Origin of the sequence: Gordonia sp. NPDC057258, assembly GCF_042668985.1 — a bacterium.
Lineage (GTDB): Bacteria > Actinomycetota > Actinomycetes > Mycobacteriales > Mycobacteriaceae > Gordonia > Gordonia hongkongensis.
Genome location: NZ_JBHUXZ010000031.1, coordinates 42,479 through 63,640, shown reverse-complemented (window position 1 = coordinate 63,640; position 21,162 = coordinate 42,479). Strand labels below are relative to the sequence as shown.

Annotated in this window: 19 protein-coding genes and 1 rRNA gene; 10 read left to right on the top strand and 10 right to left on the bottom strand. The window is 69.6% G+C overall.

Going from position 1 to position 21,162, the window contains the following annotated elements:
* A 5S ribosomal RNA gene (gene rrf, locus ACFUEJ_RS18960) occupies nucleotides 1-91 on the top strand; the annotation flags it as partial.
* Nucleotides 92-158: 67 nt separating this feature from the next.
* Here the strand turns inward: rrf and ACFUEJ_RS18955 are convergent.
* Nucleotides 159-1,037 (bottom strand): universal stress protein, encoded by an 879-nt coding sequence (locus ACFUEJ_RS18955; RefSeq protein WP_388031146.1) that lies wholly within the window; start codon nucleotides 1,035-1,037, stop codon nucleotides 159-161.
* 90 nt (nucleotides 1,038-1,127) lie between these two features.
* Here ACFUEJ_RS18955 and glsA point away from each other — a divergent pair, with 90 nt between their 5' ends.
* Both glsA and nucS read left to right on the top strand, forming a co-directional pair.
* Nucleotides 1,128-2,561 carry a glutaminase A gene (gene glsA / locus ACFUEJ_RS18950; RefSeq protein ID WP_388031143.1) on the top strand — a complete coding sequence of 478 codons (1,434 nt, stop codon included), beginning with the start codon at nucleotides 1,128-1,130 and terminating at the stop codon, nucleotides 2,559-2,561.
* Between the two features lie 46 nt (nucleotides 2,562-2,607).
* Entirely contained in the window at nucleotides 2,608-3,291 is a 684-nt protein-coding gene (nucS, locus tag ACFUEJ_RS18945) for an endonuclease NucS (RefSeq protein WP_058249976.1), read from the top strand.
* Between the two features lie 173 nt (nucleotides 3,292-3,464).
* On the opposite strand, the gene ACFUEJ_RS18940 is transcribed toward nucS, so the two are convergent.
* Nucleotides 3,465-4,430, bottom strand: coding sequence for a hypothetical protein (locus tag ACFUEJ_RS18940; RefSeq protein ID WP_388031139.1), 966 nt, complete (start codon nucleotides 4,428-4,430; stop codon nucleotides 3,465-3,467).
* A 152-nt stretch (nucleotides 4,431-4,582) separates the two neighbouring features.
* Nucleotides 4,583-5,053, bottom strand: coding sequence for a methylmalonyl-CoA epimerase (mce, locus tag ACFUEJ_RS18935; protein ID WP_388031137.1), 471 nt, complete (start codon nucleotides 5,051-5,053; stop codon nucleotides 4,583-4,585).
* Nucleotides 5,054-5,138: 85 nt separating this feature from the next.
* On the opposite strand from mce, the gene ACFUEJ_RS18930 reads away from it, so the two are divergent.
* The 4 genes from ACFUEJ_RS18930 (at nucleotide 5,139) to ACFUEJ_RS18915 (ending at nucleotide 9,095) form a co-directional block, all read left to right on the top strand.
* Nucleotides 5,139-6,341: an acetyl-CoA C-acetyltransferase gene (locus tag ACFUEJ_RS18930; protein WP_388031134.1), complete on the top strand. Its 1,203-nt coding sequence runs from the start codon at nucleotides 5,139-5,141 to the stop codon at nucleotides 6,339-6,341.
* A 62-nt stretch (nucleotides 6,342-6,403) separates the two neighbouring features.
* On the top strand, nucleotides 6,404-6,799 hold the full coding sequence (locus ACFUEJ_RS18925; RefSeq protein WP_388031131.1) for a DUF3817 domain-containing protein: 396 nt from the start codon (nucleotides 6,404-6,406) through the stop codon (nucleotides 6,797-6,799).
* 92 nt (nucleotides 6,800-6,891) lie between these two features.
* The gene (locus ACFUEJ_RS18920) at nucleotides 6,892-8,043 is read left to right on the top strand and encodes an MFS transporter (RefSeq protein WP_388031128.1); all 1,152 of its coding nucleotides are present in this window, start codon (nucleotides 6,892-6,894) and stop codon (nucleotides 8,041-8,043) included.
* A gap of 95 nt (nucleotides 8,044-8,138) precedes the next feature.
* On the top strand, nucleotides 8,139-9,095 hold the full coding sequence (locus ACFUEJ_RS18915; RefSeq protein ID WP_388031154.1) for a tetratricopeptide repeat protein: 957 nt from the start codon (nucleotides 8,139-8,141) through the stop codon (nucleotides 9,093-9,095).
* A gap of 34 nt (nucleotides 9,096-9,129) precedes the next feature.
* On the opposite strand, the gene glgB is transcribed toward ACFUEJ_RS18915, so the two are convergent.
* The 5 genes from glgB to ACFUEJ_RS18890 form a co-directional block, all read right to left on the bottom strand.
* Nucleotides 9,130-11,352, bottom strand: coding sequence for a 1,4-alpha-glucan branching protein GlgB (glgB, locus tag ACFUEJ_RS18910; protein ID WP_058249982.1), 2,223 nt, complete (start codon nucleotides 11,350-11,352; stop codon nucleotides 9,130-9,132).
* A 7-nt stretch (nucleotides 11,353-11,359) separates the two neighbouring features.
* Complete coding sequence (locus ACFUEJ_RS18905; protein ID WP_058249983.1) at nucleotides 11,360-13,360, bottom strand: maltotransferase domain-containing protein; 2,001 nt, start codon at nucleotides 13,358-13,360, stop codon at nucleotides 11,360-11,362.
* A gap of 163 nt (nucleotides 13,361-13,523) precedes the next feature.
* Entirely contained in the window at nucleotides 13,524-15,620 is a 2,097-nt protein-coding gene (locus tag ACFUEJ_RS18900; protein WP_058249984.1) for an ATP-dependent DNA helicase, read from the bottom strand.
* A gap of 124 nt (nucleotides 15,621-15,744) precedes the next feature.
* Nucleotides 15,745-16,356: an isochorismatase family protein gene (locus ACFUEJ_RS18895; RefSeq protein WP_058249985.1), complete on the bottom strand. Its 612-nt coding sequence runs from the start codon at nucleotides 16,354-16,356 to the stop codon at nucleotides 15,745-15,747.
* Nucleotides 16,357-16,405: 49 nt separating this feature from the next.
* Complete coding sequence (locus ACFUEJ_RS18890) at nucleotides 16,406-17,710, bottom strand: nicotinate phosphoribosyltransferase (RefSeq protein ID WP_388031125.1); 1,305 nt, start codon at nucleotides 17,708-17,710, stop codon at nucleotides 16,406-16,408.
* Nucleotides 17,711-17,729: 19 nt separating this feature from the next.
* On the opposite strand from ACFUEJ_RS18890, the gene clpS reads away from it, so the two are divergent.
* The 3 genes from clpS to ACFUEJ_RS18875 are packed head-to-tail and all read left to right on the top strand — an operon-like array spanning nucleotide 17,730 to nucleotide 19,824.
* A complete protein-coding gene (gene clpS / locus ACFUEJ_RS18885; protein WP_033203522.1) occupies nucleotides 17,730-18,053 on the top strand; it encodes an ATP-dependent Clp protease adapter ClpS in 324 nt (107 codons plus the stop codon).
* Nucleotides 18,054-18,095: 42 nt separating this feature from the next.
* A complete protein-coding gene (locus ACFUEJ_RS18880) occupies nucleotides 18,096-18,671 on the top strand; it encodes a DUF2017 domain-containing protein (protein ID WP_004019522.1) in 576 nt (191 codons plus the stop codon).
* A gap of 52 nt (nucleotides 18,672-18,723) precedes the next feature.
* On the top strand, nucleotides 18,724-19,824 hold the full coding sequence (locus ACFUEJ_RS18875) for a P1 family peptidase (RefSeq protein WP_101822805.1): 1,101 nt from the start codon (nucleotides 18,724-18,726) through the stop codon (nucleotides 19,822-19,824).
* Between the two features lie 28 nt (nucleotides 19,825-19,852).
* On the opposite strand, the gene ACFUEJ_RS18870 is transcribed toward ACFUEJ_RS18875, so the two are convergent.
* Together ACFUEJ_RS18870 and ACFUEJ_RS18865 are read right to left on the bottom strand one after the other, a co-directional pair.
* Nucleotides 19,853-20,260 (bottom strand): DUF4189 domain-containing protein, encoded by a 408-nt coding sequence (locus tag ACFUEJ_RS18870; protein ID WP_231896014.1) that lies wholly within the window; start codon nucleotides 20,258-20,260, stop codon nucleotides 19,853-19,855.
* Nucleotides 20,261-20,302: 42 nt separating this feature from the next.
* Nucleotides 20,303-21,133, bottom strand: coding sequence for an LppX_LprAFG lipoprotein (locus ACFUEJ_RS18865; protein WP_101822807.1), 831 nt, complete (start codon nucleotides 21,131-21,133; stop codon nucleotides 20,303-20,305).
* Nucleotides 21,134-21,162: the final 29 nt, after the last annotated feature.

The following is a 21,162-nucleotide window of genomic DNA, read 5'->3' as shown; positions in this document are numbered from 1 at the left end:
GCCCGGCCCCATTCCGAACCCGGAAGCTAAGCCCTCCAGCGCCAATGGTACTGCACCCTAATCAGTGTGGGAGAGTAGGACACCGCCGAACACAACATCCCATTGTGGCCCCTCGCGATTCGTGAGGGGCCACAATGCTTTTCTGGGTCGAGACGAGATCAGTCGGTGCCCTTCGGAACGACGATCATCGGAACCGACACCGTGCGAAGAATCTTCGCCGCGGTTGTGCCGAGGAAGAGCGTGTTGGGCGCCGCCAGCCGGCTGGAGCCGACCATGACCACATCGCCGTCCTGCCAGTCCAGGGAGCCGACTGCCTCCTCGATGGTCGAACCCTGGGCGATCGCCGAGCTGACCGGGAAGTCCGGTGGCAGTTGTTCTCTGGCCGCCTCGAGACTGCGTCGCGCGTGTTCGCGAGCGTGGTCGAGGGCCCGTTCTTCCGGCTCGGTGCGCCAGGGTTGGACGTCGTCGACGGCCACCAGCGAGATCAGCCGGATGGGCCGATGTGCACGGACACCGCTGCGCAACGCCGTCTGGAACAACAGCTGGGTGCCTGGCCGGCTACCGATCGCGACCGAGATCTCTCGCACCTCGTCGGCCCCGAGATGCGCGAACCCCGGTGGCGCCACCGCCACCGGGACCGATGCGGAATGCAAGATGTCGTTGACCACGGTCCCGAGTGTGTGCCGGCCGCGGATACCGCCACCTGCGCCGCCGATGATCAGCATGTCCGCCGATGTACGCCGGGCCTGCACGATGAGACCCTCCCCGGGGTTGGCGTGTTCGGCGATCGTCGTGGTGGTCTCGATGTCATCGGGGAGTCTGGCGGCAGCGGCGTCGAGCCAGCGGCGGGCCGCACTGTCCAGGGCGTTGGCGAGGCGTTCGACCGAGACCTGTTCGGACGGGTCGGCGCTGTCCGGCTCGGGTGGGATGACGATGCAGAGCTCGAGTTCGGCGTCGAAGGTCCGCGCGAGGCATGCGCCGAGGGCGACCGCGTCGTCGCCTCCCGAGGTGGCGATGTATGCGACGAGCAGCTTCATCGGTACTCCCAGCGTCGGTGTCTCGGTCCCCGGTCATCGCCAGCCTAGTCATCTCCGACGGGGTGCCGGGGGACACGCTTAGATGGGGTCATGGACTCCCTCGTCGACGGTTACCTCAGCCACATCATGGACGAATGCCACTCCGACCGATCCGGTCATGTCGCCGACTACATCCCGGAACTGGCCGCCGTCGACCCCGAGGGTTACGGCCTGTCGATGTGCGTGCACGACGGCCACACCTACTCACATGGTGATTCCGCGACGACGTTCACCATCCAGTCGGTCTCCAAGCCCCTCACCTATGCGATGGTCCTGAAGAAGCACGGCACCGCGGCGGTCGACGCGAAGATCGGCGTCGAGCCGTCCGGCGAGGCATTCAACGAGATCAGTGTGGACGAGCGCCGACGCCCGAAGAATCCGATGATCAATGCGGGGGCCATCTTCGCCGCATCGATGCTGTTGCCGCCGACCCGGGACGTGGACGGGGCGGCGGTCGACGCCGCTTTCCGGGAGGTGCTCGAGTTCTACTCCGGATGTGCCGGACGGCGACTCACGATGGACGAGGAGGTCTATGCCTCCGAGGCCGCGACGGGTTCGCGCAACCGCGCGATCGCCTACATGCTCGACAGCTTCGGGGCTCTCGAGACGAGCCCGGACGCCGCTCTCGACCTCTACTACCGACAGTGCTCGATTCGGGTGACGACCGACGACCTGGCCGGGATCGGCGCGACGATCGCGAACGGCGGGATGAATCCCCGCACGGGTCGGACGGTCTTCTCCAACGAGACCGCGCAGCGGTTGCTGAGTGTCATGACGACGTGCGGGATGTACGACGGCGCGGGGGACTGGGTCACCTCCGTCGGCCTGCCGGCGAAGAGCGGCGTCGGTGGCGGGATCCTCGCGGTGCTGCCGGGGCAACTCGGCATCGGCGTGTACTCGCCGCGGCTCGACGGTCACGGCAACAGCGTCCGCGGCGTCGACGTGTGTCGGCATCTGTCCACCGATCTGGGCCTGCACATGTTCAACGTGACACGGGAGAGTCGGGTGACGATTCGGTCGGTCTACGACCTCGCCGACACCCCCGTCAGCGCGGAATGGGGCGAGCAGGAGCGCAGCTATCTGCGGACCTGTCGCGACCGGATCCGTGTGTACGAACTCCAGGGAGATTTGACCTTCGCCGGCGCCGAGAGCGTTCAGCGGCGACTGGAGGCCGACATCGACGCATACACCGTCGTCATCGTCGAGATCTCCCGCATCGGGGTGATCGACGCGGTCGCACGCACGATGGTGCTGAGCATCAAACGGCTGCTGGACGACAGCGGCCGGCGGGCCGCGCTCGTCGACCCGGACGGGGTCGTCCGCGCCAGCGTCGATCGGCACCGTGACGACGCGGCGGTGCCCGATCTCGATGCGCCGCCGGAACTCCGGGGATTCGACCCGGCGCTTCCGCACGTGCACTCGACGATGGACGACGCGGTCGTCGACGCCGAGACGTTTCTGCTGAAGCACTACTACGACGAGTGAGCGGGCCGCGCCGCCTGGTCCCGGGACACACCACTAGGGTGGGCACGTGCGTCTCGTCATCGCGGAGTGTCAGGTCGACTACGTCGGGCGGCTGACCGCCCATCTGCCCATGGCCCGGCGGTTGCTGCTGATCAAATCGGACGGATCGGTGAGCGTGCACGCCGACGACCGGGCCTACAAGCCGTTGAACTGGATGAGTCCGCCGTGCTGGCTCACCGAGGCGCAGGTTCCCGACGGCACGCAGGCGGAGGCGTACTGGGTCGTCACCAACAAGGCGGGCGAGGAACTCCGCATCACCATCGCGTCGATCGAGCACGACTCCCAGCACGACCTCGGCATCGACCCCGGCCTCGTCAAGGACGGCGTCGAGGCGCACCTGCAGGAGCTGCTCGCCGAGCATGTCGAGACGTTGGGTCCGGGTCACACGCTCATCCGCCGCGAGTACATGACCGCGATCGGGCCGGTGGACCTGCTGTGCCGGGACGCATCGGGTGCCACGGTGGCGGTCGAGATCAAACGGCGCGGGGAGATCGACGGCGTCGAGCAGCTCACCCGGTATCTCGAGTTGCTCAACCGCGACACCACACTTGCCCCGGTGGCCGGCGTCTTCGCCGCCCAGCAGATCAAGCCGCAGGCCCGCACGCTGGCCGAGGACCGCGGAATCCGTTGCGTGGTGCTCGATTACGACGAGCTTCGCGGCGCGGAGAGCACGGAGTTCCGGCTCTTCTAGGCCCACCCTGCGGAGCAAGCGGCGTGGCCCACCCCTGCTCCCTGAGGTGCGAGCGCAGCGAGCCACGAAGGGCCCTCGCCCTCGTCTTGCCAGGCCCTTCGTGGCTCGTCGCTCGCGCTCCTCGCACCTCAGGGAGCAGGGGCTGGGACCTGAGGTTGTGTGGTTCTTTCGGATCAGGCGGAGCGAACCTCCGGCGACCGCGCCTCGGGCGAGAGCTTGCGGTTGAGGAGGTCGAGATCGTCGGCGTCGGACAGCACGGAGTACTCGGAGTCGTCGGGCTGGGCGAGCAGTTCCGGCAACTCGGCCAGCTCCTCGCGTAGCCGCCCGAGGTTGGCGGCGATGTCCTGACGCGTGCGGTCAGCGGCCTGCGCGAGTTCGCGTGATCGATCGAGTCGTTCGGTCGCGATGTCGAGCGCGGTCTGACGGATGTGTGCCGCCTCGTCGAGTGCGCGTTCGCGCTGATCGGCGAGTTCGGCGTCGTGGCGTTCCCGCTCGGCCCTGCGTTCGGCGGCACTGACCGCCTCCATCTCGGCGACGTCGGCCTTCGCCTTCTCCACGAGTCGACGGGCCTCGTCCTTGGCGGCCTGCATGGTCTTGGTGTGTTCGGCCTCCATCGCGGCGGTGCGCTCGGCGATGAGGCGGGCGGACTCCGACTCGTTGGCGGCCGCGGTCTCCTTGACCTGCCGTGCCCGGGCGGCGGCCTCGTCGACCAGCTTCTTCGCGGCCGTGCGTGCCTCGCCCCGGACGCGCTCGGCGTCGGCCGCGGCCGACGACCGCATGTCGGCGGCCTCCTGGCGCGCGATGGACAGCGTCTCGGCGGCTTCGGCGGCCGCTTCGGCGCGCATCTCCGACGCTTCGTCGGACGCCAGCTGCAGCATCCGCGACAGTCGCTCGCTCATCCCTTGCGCGGTGGTCGGCGGGACCGAGAGCTTGTCGACCTCCCGGCGCAGTTCGGCTATCTCGTCGCGCGCGTCCTCGAGATGCGCGGCGAGTTCGTGTGCGTTGGCGGTGGCGGCGTCGCGATCGGCGGCGAGGACGCGCAGATCGGCGTCGAGGCGCTGGAGGTGATCGGCGACCTGCTCACGGTCATAACCGCGCATCACGATCGCGAAGGGCAATTGCCGTGCGGGACCTGGCATGGCGGCCAGTGTATCGGAGAGAGTGCGGGATCTCCTCGACGTCGGCGACGCCGTGCGTGGAGGTGCCGAGCCGGCCGGTCCACGGATGGGAGCGGCCGGCTCGGCATGTCGAGTCAGCTAGCGGCGCAACGGTTTTCGGCCGTTGCGGCGGATCAGTGTGCGGTGGCGGCGGGTTCCACGAGTTCGAGCAGCACGCCGCCCGCGTCCTTGGGGTGGACGAAGTTGATGCGGGAGTCCGCGGTGCCCCGCTTTGCGGCAGGATAGAGGACCCGGACGCCGGCTTCGGTGAGTCGGGCCGTGACCGCGTCGACGTCGGTCACCCGCACGGCGAGCTGCTGGAGCCCAGGACCGTTGCGGTCGATGAACTTGGCGATCGTCGACGACTCGTCGAGCGGGGCGAGCAACTGGATGACCGCACCGGTGCCGCCGGCCGGGCCGACCATGGCCTCCTCGACGCCCTGCTCGGCGTTCGTCTCCTGATGCAGCGTCTCGAACCCGAGGTGGGTGGCGTACCACTCCTTGGCGGCGTCGAGATCGGGGACGGCGATGCCGACGTGATCGACAGCGACGATCAGGTCGGAGATGAGTGCGGTGGCGCTGGGGTCCGTTGCTGACGAAGACATGGGACAACGGTAGCGTTGAGGTGTTGAGCGCACAGAGCGGGCGCTCGGTTGGCCCCCTATCCAGACACTTCCCGGAGGTTCCCTCATGACTTCGACTGCCGACAAGACCACGGTCATCGTCGCCGGCGCACGCACCCCCTTCGGCCGCCTGCTGGGCTCCCTGAAGGACTTCAGCGGGGTCGATCTCGGCGCGGTCGCCATCAAGGGCGCACTCGAGCGGGCCGGCGTTCCGGCATCCGAGGTCGAGTACGTGATCATGGGCCAGGTGCTGACCGCGGGGGCCGGTCAGATGCCCGCCCGCCAGGCCGCGATCAAGGCCGGCATCGGCTGGGACGTCCCGACCCTGACCATCAACAAGATGTGTCTGTCGGGCATCGACGCGATCGCGCTGGCCGATCAGCTCATCCGGGCCGGCGAGTTCGACGTCGTCGTCGCCGGTGGCCAGGAGTCGATGACCCAGGCGCCGCATCTCCTGCCCAACAGCCGCGGCGGCTTCAAGTACGGCAACACCGAGCTCGTCGACCACATGGCGTTCGACGGGCTCTTCGACGCCTTCACCGATCAGCCGATGGGGGCGCTGACCGAGCAGGGCAACGACGCCGACGGGTTCACCCGTGAGCAGCAGGACGAGTTCGCGGCACGCAGCCACCGACTCGCCGCAGCCGCGTGGAAGAACGGCGTCTTCGACGACGAGGTCGTGCCGGTGTCCATCCCGCAGCGCAAGGGCGACCCGATCGAATTCGCCGAGGACGAGGGGATCCGCGCCAACACCACCGTGGAGTCGCTGTCCGGGCTGCGGCCGGCCTTCCGCAAGGACGGCACGATCACCGCGGGCAACTCGTCGCAGATCTCCGACGGCGCGGCGGCCGTCGTGGTGATGAGCAAGGCCAAGGCCGAGGAACTGGGCGTCACGTGGCTGGCCGAGATCGGCGCCCACGGCGTCGTCGCCGGCCCGGACTCCAGCCTGCAGGCGCAGCCGGCCAAGGCGATCGTCAAGGCCTGTGACCGCGAGGGCATCGCACCCGCGGACCTGGACCTCATCGAGATCAACGAGGCCTTCGCGGCGGTCGGGCTGTCCTCGACCAAGCAGCTCGGCGTCGATCCCGAGATCGTCAATGTCAACGGTGGTGCGATCGCCGTCGGACATCCGATCGGGACCTCCGGGGCGCGCGTCGCGCTGCATGTCGCTCTCGAGCTGAAGCGACGGGGCGGTGGCGTCGGTGCAGCCGCGCTCTGTGGAGCCGGCGGCCAGGGTGACGCGCTGATCATCCGGGTTCCGAAGTCCTGAACGAACGAGATGTCTACGACATCTTGTAGTAGTTTGCTGTCCGATTCGGCACAATGAGGGCCATGCTGTCATTCTTCGACCTGACCACTCCCGCCAAGCGCTTCCGGTTCGTCGCCGTCGCCGAGGCGCTCACCTGGGCGGTCCTGCTGGTCGCCATGGTCGTCAAGCGGGTCAACGACGACGACGAGGCCATCGCCAAGCCGGGCATGATCCACGGGATCGTCTTCGTGATCTTCGTGGTCGTCGCCCTGATCACGGCGATCCAGCTCAAGTGGAACGCGGTGAAGTGGGAGCTGCCGGTGGGTTCGCGGCGGATCGGAATCCCGATCGTCACCCTGCTGGCGCTGGTCTCGAGCCTCCCGCCGTTCGGCACGATCGTGTTCGAGTGGTGGGCGCGCCGTAACGGCCATCTCGCCGAACTGTCCACCGACCGCGCGCCCAGGCAGGCCACGGCCTGACCGCCCCGATCCCGCCTTCGATCGCCCCGACGCTCCGGCGCTCCCGCCGCAGCGTCGGGGCGATCTTCGCGCTCAACGGGTTTCTCGCCGCGATGTGGGTGGCCCACATCCCGGTCATCAGTGCGCGCACCGGAGTCGATCACGACCAACTCGGCGGACTGTTGCTGTTGCTCGGCGCGTCGGCGTTCGTCGGCATGCAGGTCTGCGGCCGTCTGATCGACCGTCGGGGGTCCCGGCCGGTGACGATCGGTGCCGCGCTGCTGCTGTCGGCGGTCATCGTCGCCCCGGTGCTCGCCGCCGACGCCCTGACGCTCGCCGCCGCGCTCGTCGCCTTCGGATTCGCCAACGGTTGCCTGGATGTGTCGATGAACGCGCAGGCGGTCGTGGTCGAACGGGCCTACGGCCGACCGATCATGTCGTCGTTCCACGGGTTCTTCTCGGCGGGCAGTCTCGTGGGTTCGGGAGTGGTCGCGGCAACCCTGTGGGCCGACGTCGGTGTCGTCCTCACCGTGGCCTGCGCCGCGGCGGCCGGCATCGGCGTCGTGGCGTGGAACGCGCGCGGTCTGGCTGGTCGCGAGGTGGGGACCGACGATGCGAGTGCACGCGGTGCAGACGCCGACAGCCCCGCGTCCGGGAAGTGGTGGCACACCGTGGACCGGCGCCGCCTGGTGCTGCTGGCGGTGGTCGCGTTCGCACTCATGCTCGCCGAGGGCACCGCCTACGACTGGAGTGCACTGCACGTGGTCGAGACCTTCGGTTCCGCCGAAGCCGTCGGCGCCATCGCGTTCGGCGCATTCAGCGCGACGATGACCGTCGCGCGATTCGTCATCGATCCGGTCGTCGGGTCGGTGGGACCGGTGGCGGTCGTCCGCTACGGCGGCCTGCTCGGCACCGCCGGGATCCTGATCGCGGTGCTCTCGCCCGTACCCGCGCTCGCCATCGTGGGATGGGGTGTGTTCGGACTGGGTCTGGCGGGGCTGATCCCGCAGATCTTCACCGCGGCGGGCAATCTGTCGGGGGAGTCGAGCGGCCGGACGATCTCCGCCGTCGTCGGATGCGGATACCTCGGCATGCTCGCCGGCCCCGCGGTCGTAGGCTTCATCAGCAGCCGGACCTCGCTGAACACCGGGTTGCTGGCGGCCGTGGCGGCGCTCGTCCTCGCCGTCGTGCTCGCGCCGGTCGTTCGCCCGGACCGCACGCGCACCGCCGCACCGGACGGAACGCGTTCGCCCGACGTCATCTGATTCCGCGTGGGCGGTCGTGACACACTGGAGGGGTGACGCGACCAACCAATCGTCAGCAGGCCGCCGCCGCGGCCCGACAGCAGGCGGCAGCAGCCATGGCCATGTCCGGCGCGGTGGATCTCGGCGTACTCAAGGAGCGGGCCGAAGCCGAACGCGCACAAGCGCAACGGGCCCAGTCGCAGGCCGCAGCACAACCTGCCGCGCCCGGTGAGCCGCCCGCCCAGGGCGGGCAGTCGCCGGCCGCCGGTGCGGGAACCGCGGCGGCCGCGGTCCTCGACGTCACCGAGGAGACGTTCGAGGCCGAGGTGCTCAACCGGTCGATGCAGCAACTCGTGGTCATCGACCTGTGGGCGGAATGGTGCGGGCCGTGTAAGCAGTTGTCGCCGGTCCTCGAACGCCTCGCCGCGCAGTCGGGCGGGCGCTGGGTGCTGGCGAAGGTCGACGTCGACGCCAATCCCCGTATCGCACAGGCCTTCCGGGTGCAGTCGATCCCGATGGTCGTCGCGATCGTGCAGGGACAGCCGGTGACCGCCTTCAACGGGGTGCGTTCCGAGGCCGAGATCACCCAGTGGATCGACGACATCTTCGCCCAGATCGGCGACATCCTCCCGGGCGTGCCCGACGGGCCTGCACCCGAGCCGGAGCCCGAGGACCCGAGGCTGGTCGCCGCCGAGACGAAGCTGAACGACGGCGACTTCGACGGCGCACTCGCCGACTACCGGGCGATCGCCGAGGCCGAGCCGGAGAACCTCGAAGCGGTGTCCGCCGCGCGGAACCTCGAGTTCATCCTGCGGGCGCAGGCGCACGATCCCGCCATCGTGGAGACGGCGTCCCCGCGTGACGTCGATGCGCAGCTCGCGGCCGCGGACGTCCTGCTGCTCAACCAACAGCCCGAAGCCGCGTTCGACCGCATCATCGACGTCGTGCGCGTGACCGCGGGGGAGGAGCGCACCCGGGCGCGCACCCGGCTGCTCGAGCTGTTCGAACTCTTCGATCCCGCCGAGCAGTTCGTCGTGAGAGCCCGGCGCAAGCTCGCCAGCGCGCTCTACTGAGCGCCGCGTGCCGCGCGGGGGTTCGAGTGGTGTGCTACTCCCGCGGCACCAGCCAGATCGCCGAGTTGGCGGGCAGCATGACCCGAGCCGACACGGGACGTCCGTGGTACGACGGCCCATCCGCCGTGACCGACCCCATGTTGCCCCGCCCGGCACCGCTGTAGGCGTCGGCATCGGTGTTGAGGATCTCGTCCCAGACACCGGCCGAGGGCAACCCGACCTGATAGTCGGCGCGGTCGGAGCCGCTCAGGTTGAACAGGCACGCGACGACCGATCCGTCGGTGCCGTATCGGAGGAAACTGATCACGTTGTTGGCGGTGTCGTTGGCGTCGATCCACTCGTAACCCAGCGGATCGATGTCCTGGGTGTACAGCGCCGGCCGGGACCGGTAGATCCGGTTCAGGTCGGTGACGAGGGCCGAGATGCCGGAGTGCAGTTCGCCCTCCCAGCCCTCGAGCTGATGCCAGTCCAGACTCCGGTTGTCGGCCCATTCGCCGGTCTGCCCGAACTCCTGTCCCATGAACAACAGTTGCTTGCCGGGGTGGGACCACATGTAGGCGAGGTAGACGCGCACTCCCGCGGCCTTGGTGAACGAATCGCCCGGCATCCGCGTCCACAGCGTGCCCTTGCCGTGCACGACCTCGTCGTGGGAGAGCGGCAGCACGAAATTCTCGCTCCACGCGTACACCAGCGAGAAGGTGATCTCGTGGTGGTGGAAGCTGCGGTGGATCTGATCGCGGGACAGGTAGTCGAGGGTGTCGTGCATCCAGCCCATGTTCCACTTGAAGCTGAACCCCAGCCCGCCGAGATCGGTCATGCGGGTCACGCCCGGCCATGCGGTCGACTCCTCGGCCACCGTGATCACGCCCGGGAAATGTTTGTGCACAGTCGCGTTGGTCTCCTGGAGGAACTGCACCGCCTCCAGGTTCTCGCGACCGCCGTGCACATTGGGGCGCCATTGCCCGGCCGGTCGTGAGTAGTCCAGGTAGAGCATCGAGGCCACCGCGTCGACGCGGAGACCGTCGATGTGGAACTCGCTGAACCAGAACAGGGCGTTCGCCACGAGGAAGTTGCGGACCTCGTGCCGGCCGAAGTCGAAGACGTAGGTGCCCCAGTCGAGCTGCTCGCCGCGCATCGGATCGGCGTGCTCGTACAGCGGGGTGCCGTCGAATCGGGCGAGCGCCCAGTCGTCTTTGGGGAAGTGGGCCGGCACCCAGTCGACGATCACGGCGATGTCACGGGAGTGGAGGTGATCGACGAGGTAGCGGAAGTCGTCGGGCGTTCCGAAGCGCGCCGTCGGCGCGTAGTACGACGTGACCTGGTAACCCCAGGAACCGCCGAACGGGTGCTCGGCGACGGGCAGGAACTCGACGTGGGTGAAGCCCTTCTCGACGGCGTAATCGGCCAGCTCGTGCGCGAGTTCGCGGTAGCCAAGGCCCTGACGCCAGGACGCGAGGTGGACCTCGTAGACGCTCATCGGCTCACGCTCGGGCGCGGACCGTTCCCGGCGCGCGATCCACGCGTCGTCGGTCCAGACATGTTCGGACACGGTGACCCGGGACGCGGTTGCCGGGGGCGTGCTGGTGCGGAAGGCCATGGGGTCGGCCTTGTCGCGGATGACGCCGTCGGCGCCATGGACGCGGAACTTGTAGTGGGTCCCGTCGCCGACGTCGGGGATGAAGACCTCCCACACCCCGCTGACCCCGACCTTGCGCATCGGCGCAACGCGCCCGGTCCAGTCGTCGAAGTCGCCGATCACGGTGACGCCGTGGGCATTCGGTGCCCACACGGAGAAGGCGGTGCCGTGCACGTCGCCGTCGGTGGTCGTGTACGACGTCACCCGCGCACCGAGGGCGTTCCACAGTTCCTCGTGGCGGCCCTCGCTGAAGAGATGGATGTCGACGTCGCCGAGGCTCGGCAGGAACCGGTAACCGTCGGCCACGACGAATTCCGACGTGCCCCCGGTGGAATCGGGGTAGACGACGCGGTACCGGTAGTCCATCAGGTCGGCCATCGGCACGGTGACCACCCACAGGTCGTCGGTCTGACGGGTCATCGGATGATCGACTCCGCCGATGACCGCCGACACCGAGATCGCGTTCGGGCGCAGGGTGCGCAGGATCGTCGCGCCGCCGGGCGCGTCGTGGGCGCCGAGGAAGGCGTGTGGATCGGGATGGGTCTGCGCCGCGAGCCGACGCAGGTCGTGGTCGGTCGCGTAGGGGTCGGGCAGGTCTGGCGGATCGGTGCGATCGGTCACTGATACCTCACTGGATCCGATAGGCGAGCTGTTGTGCGGCAACAGGTTCGAGGGGCGGCAAGGCGAGGATGTGCGCCACCGCCCGCCATGGCTCGAGCCGGACGTAGTTGTCCTGGCCCCACCAGTACTCCTCGCCGGAGACCTCGTCGCGGACGGGGAAGCGGTCGTACCACTCGAAGCCGAGCTTCGGCAGGTCGAGCCAGACCGTGGAGTCCTCGGGACCGAACGGGTTCAGGTTGATCACGACGATGACCCGGTCGCCCGACACCGGGTCGATCTTCGAGTAGGCGATCAGCGACGGGTTGTCGACATGGTGGAAATGGATGTTGCGCAGCTGCTGCAGTGCGGGGTGCCGGCGCCGGATCTCGTTCAGCGAGGTGATCCACGGCTCGAGCGACTCGCCGCGGCTCGCTGCCGCCTTGTAGTCACGGGGCCGCAGCTCGTACTTCTCCGAGTTGAGGTACTCCTCGCTGCCCTCGGTCACGGCGACGTGCTCGTACAGCTCGTATCCGCTGTAGACACCCCATGTCGGGGCCAGGGTCGCGGCGAGCGCGGCGCGCAGTGCGAACATGCCCGGACCGCCGTGCTGAAGACTCTCGTGCAGGATGTCGGGGGTGTTGACGAAGAGGTTGGGGCGGGCCTCGTCGGCGTGGTCGGCGATCTCCCGGCCGAACTGCTCGAGCTCCCACTTCAGCGTCTTCCAGGTGAAGTAGGTGTAGCTCTGGCTGAAGCCGAGCCGGGCGAGGCCGTAGAGCCGCGCCGGCCGGGTGAAGGACTCGGAGAGGAAGAGCACGTCGGGGTGGCGCTTCTTCACCTCACTGATCAGCCACTCCCAGAAGTTCGGCGGCTTGGTGTGCGGATTGTCGACGCGGAAGATGTCGACTCCGAGCCCGACCCAGTGCAGGACGACCTTGAGGACCGCTCGGTAGATGCCGTTGCGGTCGTTGTCGAAGTTCAGCGGGTAGATGTCCTGGTACTTCTTCGGCGGGTTCTCCGCGAAGGCGATGGTGCCGTCGGGCTGGGTGGTGAACCACTCCGGATGCTCGAGCGCCCACGGATGATCCGGTGCGCACTGCAGGGCCAGATCGAGCGCGACCTCGAGGCCGAGTTCGCGAGCCCGGCCGACGAAGTACTCGAAGTCCTCCTCGGTGCCGAGGAGGGGATGGATGGCGTCGTGCCCGCCGTCGGAAGATCCGATGGCCCACGGCGAACCGACATCCTCGGGTCCCGCGACGAGGGTGTTGTTGGGGCCCTTGCGGTTGATCTCACCGATCGGGTGGATCGGTGGCAGGTAGACGACGTCGAACCCCATGTCCGCGATGCGCGGCAGATCCTGGGCGGCGGTGAGGAACGTGCCGTGGACGGGATTGCCCTCACCGTCCCAGCCGCCGGTCGAGCGCGGGAACAGTTCGTACCACGAGCCGAACAGTGCGCGCTTGCGATCGACCCACACCCGGTAGGTACGGCTCTTGGTGACGAGCTCGCGGACGGGATGGGCGGTCAGCAGTTCGACGACCTCGTCGGAGACCGCCAGACCCACCCGGTTCTCGACACGGCGACGACGTGCCCGGAGTTGGCGCGCGGCGTCGAGCAGGAGTTCTCGGTCATCACCGGCGACCAGGTCGGCTGCGGTGTCCAGTACCCGCGCGCCGGTCTCGATGTCGTTGGCGAGGTCGGCGGCGCCCTGCCCGGCGTCGAGCTTCTTCAGAACGGCCGAACGCCACGTGGCGTAGGGGTCGCTCCAGGCCTCGATCCGGTACGACCAGAATCCGACGGCGTCGGGGACGAAGGCTGCGTTGAAGGTGTCCGGTTCCGGCGCGGGAACCATCCGGACATCGAACGGTCCGCGTCGCGGAGCCTCGACGTGCAGTGTGACGCCGAGCGCGTCATGTCCTTCACGCCAGGCCGTGGTGCTGACCGGGAAGTATTCTCCCACAACGGCTTTGGCAGGTTGCTGACCCGCTGACACAAGGGGTGCGATGTCGTCGATACCCATGCGCCCGATCACGTGGAGCCTCCTGTCGTCAGCTCCCGTGAGTGGCCGGGGTGCGCTGTCGGTCTCGCCTTCGTTGGTATCACCGGTACCCAACCTAGTGCCCCGCGGACGGGATTGTCTTGTCATGGATCGCCCGCCGTGTCGGGCGGGCCGGGCGCGGCGGGGTCGGTCGAGGTCAGCCCACCGAACGGGCGGGATCGGTCAATCGGGTCAGTGCCGAACGGACGACCGCGGGGTCGGTGGTACGCCACATCGGGGGCAGCGACGCGAGCAGATAACCGCCGTACCCGGCCGTGGCCAGTCGGGAGTCGAGGACCGCGACGACCCCGCGGTCGTCGACCGAACGCAGCAGGCGGCCGGCGCCCTGGGCGAGCAGCAGCGCGGCGTGGTTGGCCGCCACCGACAGGAATCCGTTGCCGCCGCGCGCATCGACCGCACGCTGCCGGGCGGTCAGCAGCGGATCGTCGGGACGAGGGAAGGGGATGCGGTCGATGAGCACGAGGCTCAACGACGGGCCCGGCACGTCGACCCCCTGCCACAGGGACAAGGTGCCGAACAGGCAGGTCGCCGGGTCGTCGGCGAACCGCCGGACCAGGGTGGACGTCGTGTCGTCACCCTGGCACAGCACCGGGTGGTCGGTGCGGTCGCGGATCGCGTCGGCGGCTTCGCGCGCCGCGCGCATCGAGGAGAACAGACCGAGCGTGCGTCCGCCGGCGGAGTTCACGAGCTCGGCGATCTCGTCCATCGTCCGCGACGAGATGCCCGAGCGGTCGGGTCGGGGGAGGTGACGTGCGACGTAGAGAATCGCCGACCGCGGATAGTCGAAGGGCGAGCCGGCATCGAGGCCGGTCCAGCGTGCCGAACCCGAATCGGACGGGACCGCCTTCCCGCTGGCGGTGACGTCGGCTGTGCTCGACCCCGCTGCCGGGCTCGTCTCGTCCGTCACCGGACGGTCGGTCCCGCGCCCCGACGCCGGGAGTCCCCAGGTCGCGGCGAGGGCGTCGAAGGAGCCGCCGATCGTGAGGGTCGCCGAGGTCAGGATGACCGTGGCGTCGGCGAACAGGGAGGCCCGGAGCAGGCCGCCGACCGACAGGGGTGCGATGTGCAGGATGGGCCGGGGCTCGGCCCCGCGGCGTGAGGTGTCCAGTGACGCCCACACGACGTCGCGCCGCTTCGCCTCGTCGGGTTCGTCGAACGCACCGAGTACGCGGACGACGGTGTCGTGCATGTCCTCGAGTGAGGTCAGGGCCGCCGAGCGGGCGGCCGCCGCGCCGTCGTCGGCGCCGGCCATCCGTACCGGTCCGATCGCGGTGCGCGCCTGCCACAGCCGGTCCCGCAGCATCACGAGGACAGCGGTGGCGTCGGACGGCAGGCCGGTCCACTGGCGCATCGGCGCGTTGTCGAGCAATTCGCCCAGCTGTTCACCGGCGCCCAGGAGGGCGTCGGCGGTCTCCTCGTCGACGAGCTTCCCGCACCGGCGTGCGACGAGCGCCACCGAGGCCGCCGACAGTTCGTCGGTGGCCACCGACGTCATCCGGTCGACGAGCTCGTGGGCCTCGTCGATGACGACGACGTCGTGCTCGGGCAAGACGTTGGCCGGGCTCGTGGCGTTGATGGCCAGCAGCGCGTGGTTGGTCACCACCACGTCGACCTTCCCGGACCGACGGCGGGACTGCTCGGCGAAGCAGTCCTCGCCGTAGGAGCAGTTGGCCGCGCCCAGGCACTCGCGGGCGGTGACGCTGACCTGTCGCCACGACCGGTCGGAGACGCCGGGGACGAGGTCGTCCCGGTCGCCGGTCTCGGTCTCGCTGCTCCACTCCCGCAGACGCGTGACCTCCCGGCCGGTGCGCGACAGCTCGAACGGGTCGAACAGCTCGGTGTCCGGCTCGTCGGCGGTACCGGAGTGGATCTTGTTCAGGCACAGATAGTTTCCGCGCCCTTTGAGAATCGCGAAGGTGGGCTCGCGGCCGATCGGCTTCTTCAGCGCCTTGGCCAGGCGGGGGAGATCGCGCTCGATGAGCTGGCGCTGCAACGCGATCGTCGCGGTGGACACCACGACGGTGCGGCCGCTCTCGACGGCGTGCCGGATGGCCGGCACGAGGTAGGCCAGCGACTTGCCGGTGCCGGTGCCGGCCTGGACCGCGAGATGTTCACCGGTGTCGATGGCGTGCGCGACCGCGGAGGCCATCGCGACCTGACCGTCGCGGCGGCGGCCGCCGAGTGCGGTGACCGCCGCGTCGAGCAGGTCGGTCACCGGGGGTGTGTTGGGCATGAGGTGTGTTCCGGTTGTCCTTGCTGGGTTCGCCGTGCGCGGGAACGGTGTTCTTTCAGACGTATCGCGGGCCCGGTCGGTTCCCGCTGTCGAGATCGGGATCGTGGTCGGGACCGCGGCGCTGCTACCCGGTCCGACTCGACCCGTCGTAGAGCAGGTCGCCCACGAGTTCGACACCCGCCTGCCGCAGCGCCGAGAGAGCCTTCGACGTCGTCTCGGGCGCGACACCGGCGGTGAAGTTCAGGAGGACGCGGGTGCTGAAACCGGCCTCCACGGCGTCGAGCGCGGTCGCCCGCACGCAGTGGTCGGTGGCGATGCCGACGATGTCGACCGACTTCACCTTCCGTTCCCGCAACCACACGGCGAGGGTGGAGCCGTCGGCGGCCGCGCCCTCGAAGCCGGAGTACGCGGCGCTGTACTCGCCCTTGGAGAACACCTCGTGCGCCGCCGCGGCGTCGAATTCCCGGTGGAACGCGACGCCGTCGGTGCCGACGCGGCAGTGCGGTGGCCAGGTGTCGACGTAATCGGGGTCGTCGGAGAAGTGCGCACCGGGGTCGATGTGATAATCGCGGGTCGCGACGACGGTCCGGTATTCGTCGAGGATCGACGTGACCGCCCGCGCGACCGCGGCGCCGCCGTTCACCCCGAGGGCGCCGCCCTCGCAGAAGTCGTTCTGCACGTCGACGACGATCAGCGCGTCGGCGGGACGGGTGCCGTCGCTGCGTTCGGCGCTCATCCAATTCTCCTGTCGTCGGGGGACATCGGTTCCGGGCGTCGGGGTGCGGTCAGCCGAGCTCGTAGCGGGTCGGCACCGCGGGATCTCCATGGGACAGGCCGAGACCCTCCCAGGGCAAGCTCACCAGGCCGGCCGCGAGGTGGGCGCGGGCATCGGTGAGAGTGGGCAGCGACGCCACGGGCGTCCCACCGCGGACGAGCGGGATCTGCAGGTCCCGGATGCCGAGCCCGTCCGGCGCGGGGCGGGTGCCGTCGGCGCGATACACGATCTCCTCGACGATCGTGCCGCTCGACCGGGCCGCCCGCACGGCCGACTTGGCGCCGCCGCGCGACTCCTTGTGACTCGCACGTTTGGCCACCGGCAGGCCGTCGACCTCGACGAGTTTGTACACCATCCCCGCCGTCGGCGCCCCGCTCCCGGTGACCAGGGATGTCCCGACCCCGTAGGTGTCGACCGGCTCGGCGCGCAGCGAGGCGATCGCGTACTCGTCGAGATCACCGGACACGACGATCTTCGTCTCCGTCGCGCCCAGGTCGTCGAGCTGCGCGCGGACCTGGCGCGCCAGCACACCGAGGTCGCCGGAGTCGATGCGCACGGCACCGAGTCCGGGGCCGGCCACCTCGATGGCGTTGCGCACGCCCTGGGTGATGTCGTAGGTGTCGACCAGCAGCGTGGTACCGATCCCGAGGACCTCGATCTGTGCGGCGAACGCGGCCTTCTCATCCGGGCCGTCGGGTCCGGTGAAGCCGAGGGTGAACGCGTGGGCTGCGGTGCCGGCGCTGGGCACGCCGAAACGGCGCGCCGCCTCCAGATTCGAGGTGGCGGCGACGCCCGCGATGTAGGCGGCACGCGCGCTGGCGACGGCCGCGCGCTCATGGGTGCGCCGCGATCCCATCTCGATGATCGGCCGCGACCCGGCGGCGCTGACCATGCGCGCCGCGGCCGAGGCGATCGCACTGTCGTGGTTGAGGATCGACAGGATCAGGGTCTCGAGCAGGACCGCCTCGGCAAACGTCGCTCGGACGGTGAGGATCGGCGACCCGGGGAAGTAGAGCTCGCCCTCGCGGTAGCCGTCGATGTCACCGGAGAACCGATAATCCCGCAGCCAGGCCACCGTGTCGGGATCGAGGAATCGTTCGACGACGGCGATCTCCTCGTCGCCGAACCGGAACGCCGCGAGCTCGTCGAGGACGCGGCCGGTCCCGGCCACGACGCCGTAGCGCCGACCGTCCGGAAGGCGGCGCGCGAAGACCTCGAATACGCACTGGCGGTGCGCAACCGGGTGGCGAAGCGCTGCCGCGACCATCGTCAGTTCGTACTGATCGGTCAGCAGCGCGGTGTTGTCGATGCTCACAATCGCTTACCCTGTCCCTATGGCGCCTGACGAAACTCGTGCGCACGAGGCTACCCCCGGCGGTACGGCGGTTGCCGAACCAGAGGTCGCCGACGGCGCGGCGGGACTCGACAAGCCCTGGATGACGATCGTGTGGGACGACCCGGTCAACCTGATGCGGTACGTCACCTTCGTCTTCCAGAAGATCTTCGGCTACTCCGAGTCCCGGGCCAATGAACTGATGATGCAGGTCCACACCGAGGGCCGGGCCGTCGTGTCCTCCGGCGACCGCGACAAGGTCGAGGCCGACGTCGCGAAGCTGCACGCCGCCGGTCTGTGGGCCACGATGCAGCGGGATTCGTGACCGGCCGGTCCGCTTCGCGCACACTCCGGGCACACTGAACGCGTGCGCACCTGGAAACGCAAAGGGCGCGGCGACACGATGCGGATCGCATCGCAGCTCGACGCGCACGAAGCAGAACTGCTCGCATCCATGGTCACCTCGATGTGCGAACTGCTCACCGAGCGGGCCGATTCCGCGCCCCACGACGACCTGGCGACGCTCACCGGCATCAGTGTCGGTCACTCAGAGGCACCCGACGACGTCACCCTCGGGCGCCTCCTCCCGGACTTCCATCGCCCCGACCAGGACGACGAGCTCTCCGCCGAGGTCGTCAACGGAAAACTGAACTCGGCGCTGCGCAGCGTGCACGAGCCGCAGATCATCGACGCCAAGCTCGGTGCGGCCCGGGTGCTGCTCGACACGCTCCCGGCGGGTGGCGGGGACCTCGTCCTCACGCCCGAAGAGGCCGCGGCCTGGCTCACCGCGCTCAACGACGTCCGGCTCGCGCTCGGCGCGATGCTCGGCATCTCCGAGGACACCCCCGACCAGCTGCCGCCGGATCACCCGCACGCCGCGCATCTCGACGTCTACCACTGGCTCACGGTGATGCAGGATCTGCTCGTCGAAGCGCTGATGTGAACCGACGTCCAGGGAGTTCGAGGTCTGTGTCCGCATCGACGTCAGGAGTTCTGTGAGCACACCCGGTCGACCGGCCCGCGCCGGCAACCGCATCACCGACATCGCAGGCATCTCCGTGGGGCATGCGCATCGCATCGACGACGATGCGCGGGTGGCCGGGTCCCCAGCGGCGCCCGACGGTCACGGATGGGCCACCGGCACCACGGTCGTGCGGGTGTCGGCACCGGGCGCGATCGCCGCGGTGGACGTCCGCGGCGGCGGTCCCGGTACGCGCGAGACCGACCTGCTCGACCCGTCGAACACGGTGCAGACCGCGCACGCGATCGTGCTCGGCGGGGGGAGCGCCTACGGGCTGGCCGCCGCCGACGGCGTCATGCGCGCGCTCGAGGCCGACGGTGTGGGCCTACCGCTCGACGACCGGGGCCATGTGGTGCCCATCGTCCCCGCCGCGGTGATCTTCGATCTGCCGGTGGGTGCGTGGGATCACAGGCCCGACGCGGACTTCGGAGCGGAGGCGGTCCGGTCGGCGCACACCGAGTTCGCCGTCGGATGCGTCGGCGCAGGCGTCGGTGCCCGGGCCGGCGCGCTCAAGGGCGGGGTCGGGACGGCATCGGTGACGATCGACGCCGGCCCCGCGGCCGGGATCACCGTCGGTGCACTGATGGTCGCCAATCCGGTCGGTGCGGTCATCGACCCGCAGACCGGGTTGCCGTGGGATCTGGGCGAGGCCGAACTCGCCGATCTCGGATTGTCCCGTCCGTCGGCCGCCGACCTCGACCGGCTCGCCGACCTCGCCGCGAAACAGACCGTGCTCAACACGACGATCGGTGTCGTGGCGACCGACGCCGTCCTCGACGCCCCGATGACCAGGCGGTTGGCGATGGCCGGGCACGACGGTCTCGGGCGCGCGATCCGGCCGGCGCACTCGCCGCTGGACGGGGACACGGTCTTCGGCATCGCGACCGGCGCGGTCCGGCCGGCGACGGCCGTGCCGGCACCCGCGGGCATGCACGCCGACGTCGCGGTGGTCGCCGAGGTGTGCCGGGTCGCGGCCGACGTCGTCCAGCGGGCGATCGTCGACGCGGTCCTCGCGGCGGAACCGATCGCATCGATCCCCACCTACGCGCAGGCGGCGCCGTCGGCGTTCCGATGACCGCTCCGCGGGCCGGGCTCCGACGCCCTCAGCCGTGCCCGCTGGTGCAGCCCCAGTAGTAGATCGAGCCGCCGCCCGCGTAGTAGAGCGCGTTGGCCTGGGCGGTGTAGAGCCGTGATCCCGTGCCGTATCCCCAGTAACTCGGCGACGACGCGATCGCGCCGCACCCGTTGACGAACTGCGCGACGACGCGGCAGTCGTCGGCCGGGCAGACCCGCGTCGCGGCGGCGGAGGCCGCGGCGTACGACCCGTAGTCGAGGGCGCGGCCGACCGAACCGGTCGACGGCGACAGCGCCAGCGCGCCGTAATAGTCGTAGTACGCGTGCGCCGGAGCCGGGTCGGCGACCGCGGTGCCGACGAGGGCGGAGGCGGTCGCCGCCACGGAGGCGGCGAGCACGGTGACACGTCGGGTCAGGCCCGGGCGGGTGGATCTCACGGAAGCTCCTCGGTGTGCAGTGGCAGAGGTGGGCATGGCGTTCTAACCTCCGGCCGGTTCACGGGTGGGCTGGCCGGGAGTCGGGGTGCCGGAGGGGGTCTCGGTCGGCGTCTGGATCACGTCGGGCTTCTCCACGTCGACGGTCTCGTTCCACTCGGTCAGGTCGACGGTGATCGTGGTGTCCGGGTCCGCGGGGTTCGGGCTGAAGACGAGCCGGGCGAGCTGGTTGGTCCCGGTGGTCAGCCAGACAGTGGTCGGAACCGGCGCGTCCTGCGGCCCGACGACCTGACGCGCGCCGGTCAGCGCGGCGAGGGCACCCGCCGGCACGGTGCCGTTGATCTGTGCCGTCTCCACGCCGTCGACGGTCTCCGAGCCGACCTTGGTCGGGTTCTGGAATTCGCTCAGCACGTTGGCCAGGCCGTCCTCCGGGTCGAGGAACACCGAGACGTCGTAGATGGACTTCCCGTCCCCGTAGCTCAGGTATCCGTCCCCGGCGATGTCGGCGAAGAGCACCCCGTCGACGTAGACGAACGGGGCCGAGGCCTCCTGTGGGTCCTTGGTGCCGAAGACCACGGTGGCCTCACCCTTGGCGGCGTCCGCCGGGGTGGTCACCAGATCCGCGGTGACCTTCTTCGCGTTCAGGTTCGGGACCGTGCCGTCGACCACGAGGTCGAGGTGGGCGCCGGTCAGGGCCTCGGTGTTCGTGGCCGCGGCCGCGAGCTGGGCCGCCGGGTCGACGATCACCGTGGTCGAGGCCGACGCGCTGGTCGCGGTCGGCGAACCCGTCTGGGAGGTGGAACATCCGGTCAGAACGATCGCGGCGACGATCCCCGTCGACAGTGCGGCCGCGGCCACCCGTTGGGCTCGTTGCATGAGAAGTGCCTCCTCCGTTGACTTTTCGA